We start from the raw sequence: 4,574 nt of genomic DNA, 5'->3' as shown, positions 1-4,574 counted from the left end.
GCGCTCGGCCATCTGGTAGAGGCGGTGCACGCCCGTGGTGGTCTCTTCGGAGACGCCGCGGATATTGGCGCGGATGTTGGAATAGAAATGCGGGTCGCGGGCGAGGCGCTTCTTGATCAGGGCAAAGAAGATCTCTTCCTCCTCGCTGTGCGGATTGCTCAGCACCGACGGGTCGGTCTCGGCCTTGGCCCCGGTCAGCACCAGCATCGTGGCGTCGCCGCCATCGTCGAGGATCATGTTGGGCGTCTGGCCGCCCGGCCATTCCATCATGCGGTCGGTGTAGTCCCAGTATTCCTGCAGCGTCTCGCCCTTCTTGGCGAAGACCGAGATGCCGGCGGCGGCAATGGCCGCGGCAGCGTGGTCCTGGGTCGAAAAGATGTTGCAGCTGACCCAGCGCACCTCGGCGCCGAGCGCCTTCAGCGTCTCGATCAGCACCGCGGTCTGGATCGTCATGTGGAGCGAGCCGGCGATGCGGGCGCCCTTCAGCGGTTGCTTTGCGGCAAATTCCTCGCGGATCGCCATCAGGCCCGGCATCTCGATCTCGGCCATGCCGATTTCCTTGCGGCCGTACTCGGCAAGCCCGATGTCCCTGACCACGTAGTCGTTGTTGCTGGCCATCGGCCTGTCTCCGTCAATCGCTCTGAGTTGGAGGCCTTATACTGAAGCCAGGGGGTGCTATCAACCGGGATATAAAGAAAGCTTTATGTCCCGCGCTCGACGTAGCGCACGCGCCGCCGCCGGAACGGCAGCATCAGGAACCCGACCAGCGCCGACAGCACCGCATAGCCGAGGAAAAACCCCGCGCCGGCATAGGCGAAGCCCTCGAGGGTGACCGGCACCGCTGGCTGGTAGTCGCTGAGCGCCCGGGCGCCGATTTCGCTGTCGAGATATTCGGGCAGCTTGGTGAAGCGTTCCCAGCCGGTGGCGCCGCGGACTTCGGCCAGCGTTGCCGAAAGCTGCTCGTAGCGCTGGAAGGTCCGCGCCATGGACTCGCCGCGCGCCGCGATGAAGCCGTCCCCGGTCTTCGAAAACCGGCCGATCGCCTCGTCGCGCTGCAGCCCCGCTTCCGTCGCCGCCTTGTCGAAATCCTCGGTGATGATTTTCAGCTCGTCTACCGCGCCGCCGAGCCGCTGGGTATATTGCTGGGCATATTCGGGGAACTGGCTGAGCCCGGCGCCGACCACCAGGCCTCCGAGAATGGCGAGCGTCCGGCGCATCAAGCTTCCTTCAATCGGCTGGGTGGGATGGAGATCCCCTCACGCAACGGGGCCGCCCGGCCCGGCGTTCCCATCATGAGGGGCAGTTGGTATCGGAGGGATGAACCCGGCTCAGGGCGCGGCGCCGTCGGAATCTTCGTCGAAGCCGTTATTGACCAGCGTGGTGATGGCATCGAGCGCTTCGCGGGCCTGCTTGCCGGTGGCCTGGACGAGGATGGTGGAGCCGGGACCCGCGCCGAGCATCATCAGGCCCATGATCGAGTGGCCGGAAACCGCCTGGCCGTCGCGGACCACCTTGATCTCGGCATCGAAGCACTCCGCGGTCCGCACGAACCGCGCCGAGGCCCGCGCGTGCAGACCCTTGCGATTGACGATGGTCAATTGCTGCGCAAGCGCCCGATCCGATGCTGCGGCGGTATCCATGCCCATAGAATGCAGGATTTCGCGCTAACCGCCAAGCGTCTCGCTGGCAACGTTTATGTATTTCCGCCCGGCGTCCGCCGCTTCTTTCACCGCGTGCTTGATGTCGAGATCGGCGCGGACACGCGCCAGCTTTACCAGCATGGGCAGGTTCACCCCGGCGATCACCTCGACCTCGCGCTGCTGCATGATCGAGATCGCGAGGTTGGACGGCGTGCCGCCGAACATGTCGGTGAGGATCACCACGCCCTGGCCCTGGTCGGCGGCGTCGACGCATTTGAGGATGTCGTTGCGCCGCTCCTCCATGTCGTCATCGGGGCCGATGGCGACGGTCTCCACCGCCTCCTGCGGGCCGACGACATGTTCGAGGGCAGATTTGAATTCCACGGCGAGCGCCCCGTGCGTCACCAGAACCATGCCGATCATGCAGTATCCCCAAAGTCTCGCAGGTTCCGGCCGGGCAACAGGTACCCCAGAGGAGACGGGACTCTTGCCCCATGGCGAGCCGCTTTCAAGTGGTTTTTTGTCGCGTCCCAGCGTGTGGAGAACCCAGCACGCGCAACGCCTCCTGTGCCAGCAGCAACTGGTGCCGCGCATCGACCACGCCGGCGCGCGGAACCGGCGCCCTGGCGAGGCCGACGCCGAACAGTTCGGTCGTGAGTTCTTCATCCTCCAGCATGCGCTCGAGCCCGTCGACGAGATCGATGACCAGGTGCAGCCCCGCCTCGGCGACGAAGGGCCGCTTGACGATGCCGCGACCGCGCAACTCGATCAGCCCCTCGATATTCGGCGCCGGCCGCATCAGCAGCCTGCCACCCTCGGCAACGATCTCCACCCGGTCGTCCGAGACGAGTTCGGCCGCGAGCCCGCGCGCCTCCCATTGATCGATGAGGTCGAGCGCCAGCAGCGACTTGCCCGAGCCCGGTGCGCCGCGGAGGATGACGCCGATGCCGTCGAGCACCAGCCCGGTCGCGTGGATGTTGTGCGTCTCACTCACCGCCGCTTCTCGGCCGCGGCGCGCTTCAGCTTGACGGTGAAGACTGCGCCGCTCCGGTCCTGCCGGTTGGCGGCGGTGACGGTGCCGCCATGGCCCTCGACGATCTGCTTGGAAATGGCGAGGCCGAGCCCGGAATGGTCGCCGAAATGCTCGCCGTCCGGCCGGTCGGTATAGAAGCGCTGGAAGATCCGGCTGATGTCGCCGCGAATGCCCGGGCCTTCATCGGCCACGGTGATGGTGATGGTGTCGTCGCTGGTCGCCACCGTGACCACCACCTTGCCGCCCTCGGGCGAGAACGACACGGCGTTGTCGATCAGGTTGTTGATCACCTGCGCCAGCCGGCTGTCATGGCCAAGCGCGATCGGCGAATAGCGGCTCACGTGCTTTTCGAGCAGCACATCGACCTTGCGGTTGGCCGCGAGATCCTTCTGGATCGACACCATGGCGTCGGCGAGCTGGGCGATATCGACCCGCTCGGCGCTCTGCCGGGCGAGTTCGGCATCGAGCCGGCTGGCGTTCGAGATGTCGGAGATCAGCCGGTCGAGGCGGCGCACATCGTGCTGGATGATGGCATTGAGCCGCTCGCGATCCTCGGCCCGCCGGGCCCGCGGTAGCGTTTCGACGGCAGAGCGAAGCGAGGTCAGCGGATTCTTGAGCTCATGCGCCACGTCCGCCGCAAAGCGCTCGATCGCCTCGATGCGGTTATAGAGCGCCGAGGTCATCGAGCGCAAAGCCTTGCTCAGGTGCCCGACTTCGTCCGTACGGTCGGAGAAATCCGGGATCTCGGCGCGGCTGGTGATGGTCGAGTGCACCTGCTCGGCGGCGCTGGCGAGGCGGCGGAGCGGCCCGGCAATGGTGCCGGCCAGCAGCAGCGACAGGATGATCTGCACCGCCGCCGCGACCAGCGCGATCCTCAGGATGCCCCAGCGTTCCGCCGAGGCGATCTGGTCGATGTCGCCGGGCTGGGTCGAGAGCAGCAGCACGCCGACATTGGCGCGCACCCGCTGCACCGGCACCGCCACCGAGACGACGAGCTGGCGTTTGGCGTCGACGCGCACGATCGCCGTGGCGGCTCCGCCCAGCGCTGCCGAGACCTCGGGGTAGCGGTTGCCCTCGTCGGCGCCGAACTCCTGGTATTGCGGATAGTCGTCGCCCGGCAGCCAGTCGACAAACGCATTCCACCAGTCGAGCAGGAAGAAGCTGCCGCTGTCCGCCGGCTTGATCTGCCGCAGCACCTCGCCGCGCGCATAGAGGTTGGCGCTGTCGAGGATGAGCAGGCCCTGCTGGTCGTAGATGCGGGCCCGCGTCTTGGTCGGCGTGACGAGATTGCGCAGCAGCGGCGCGACGCGCTCGGGGTTGATCGGGAACTCGAGGCTCGGATCGAAGAAGCTCAGCGGCGACACCACCTCGTTGCCCTGCAGCTCGATCAGCCGGTCCGGGTTGACGGTGATGACGTCGCTGTCGACGGTGGCGGAGGCGGCGATGGCCGCGGCGATGATCTCGCCCTGGACGCGCAGGCTCTGCACCCGCGCCTCGATCAGCCCGGTCCGCCACTGGTTGAGGAACAGGATGCCGACCACCAGCACGGCAAGGCCGGCCAGGTTGAGCACGATGATGCGGCGCGCAAGGCTGGAAAAGATCGTCAGCGCGAGCAGGCGCTGGATCTGCTTGATGACGGTCAGGACGAAATGGCCCACCGCCCCGGCGATCCGGTTCAGTTTCGCCACAGCACCGTCCTCCGCGGATGCGGGTCTTGAACCCGGCGACTCCTCTTCGGTAACGGCCAAGATGTCCTCTTACTGCTCCTTGAAGCGGTAGCCTACGCCGTAGAGGGTTTCGATCATCTCGAAATCGTCGTCAACCGCCTTGAACTTCTTCCTGAGCCGCTTGATGTGGCTGTCGATGGTGCGGTCGTCGACATAGACCTGGTCGTCATAGGC

7 protein-coding genes are annotated in these 4,574 nt (G+C 66.2%); all 7 read right to left on the bottom strand.

Annotated elements, in window-relative coordinates:
• A partial coding sequence (locus tag JWQ89_RS13120) for an adenosylhomocysteinase (RefSeq protein ID WP_299641709.1) occupies positions 1–618 on the bottom strand: 618 nt, incomplete at its 3' end.
• An 83-nt stretch (positions 619–701) separates the two neighbouring features.
• Positions 702–1,217, bottom strand: a complete 516-nt coding sequence (locus JWQ89_RS13115) for a DUF2937 family protein (RefSeq protein WP_299641707.1) — start codon at positions 1,215–1,217, stop codon at positions 702–704.
• 111 nt (positions 1,218–1,328) lie between these two features.
• On the bottom strand, positions 1,329–1,640 hold the full coding sequence (locus tag JWQ89_RS13110; RefSeq protein ID WP_299641705.1) for an HPr family phosphocarrier protein: 312 nt from the start codon (positions 1,638–1,640) through the stop codon (positions 1,329–1,331).
• A gap of 24 nt (positions 1,641–1,664) precedes the next feature.
• The gene (locus JWQ89_RS13105; RefSeq protein WP_299641704.1) at positions 1,665–2,063 is read right to left on the bottom strand and encodes a PTS sugar transporter subunit IIA; all 399 of its coding nucleotides are present in this window, start codon (positions 2,061–2,063) and stop codon (positions 1,665–1,667) included.
• An 85-nt stretch (positions 2,064–2,148) separates the two neighbouring features.
• The gene (locus JWQ89_RS13100) at positions 2,149–2,634 is read right to left on the bottom strand and encodes an HPr kinase/phosphatase C-terminal domain-containing protein (RefSeq protein ID WP_299641702.1); all 486 of its coding nucleotides are present in this window, start codon (positions 2,632–2,634) and stop codon (positions 2,149–2,151) included.
• Positions 2,631–4,361, bottom strand: a complete 1,731-nt coding sequence (locus tag JWQ89_RS13095) for a sensor histidine kinase (protein WP_299641700.1) — start codon at positions 4,359–4,361, stop codon at positions 2,631–2,633. Before JWQ89_RS13095 ends, JWQ89_RS13100 begins: the two co-directional genes overlap by 4 nt.
• Before the next feature lie 69 nt (positions 4,362–4,430).
• Positions 4,431–4,574 (bottom strand): helix-turn-helix domain-containing protein (locus JWQ89_RS13090; RefSeq protein ID WP_299641711.1); only part of this gene is annotated, 144 nt, incomplete at its 5' end.

This window comes from Devosia sp. (assembly GCF_028290645.1).
Classification (GTDB): Bacteria; Pseudomonadota; Alphaproteobacteria; order Rhizobiales; family Devosiaceae; genus Devosia_A.
Note: the sequence above shows the minus strand (reverse complement) of the source record. Positions and strands in the feature narration are given on the sequence as shown.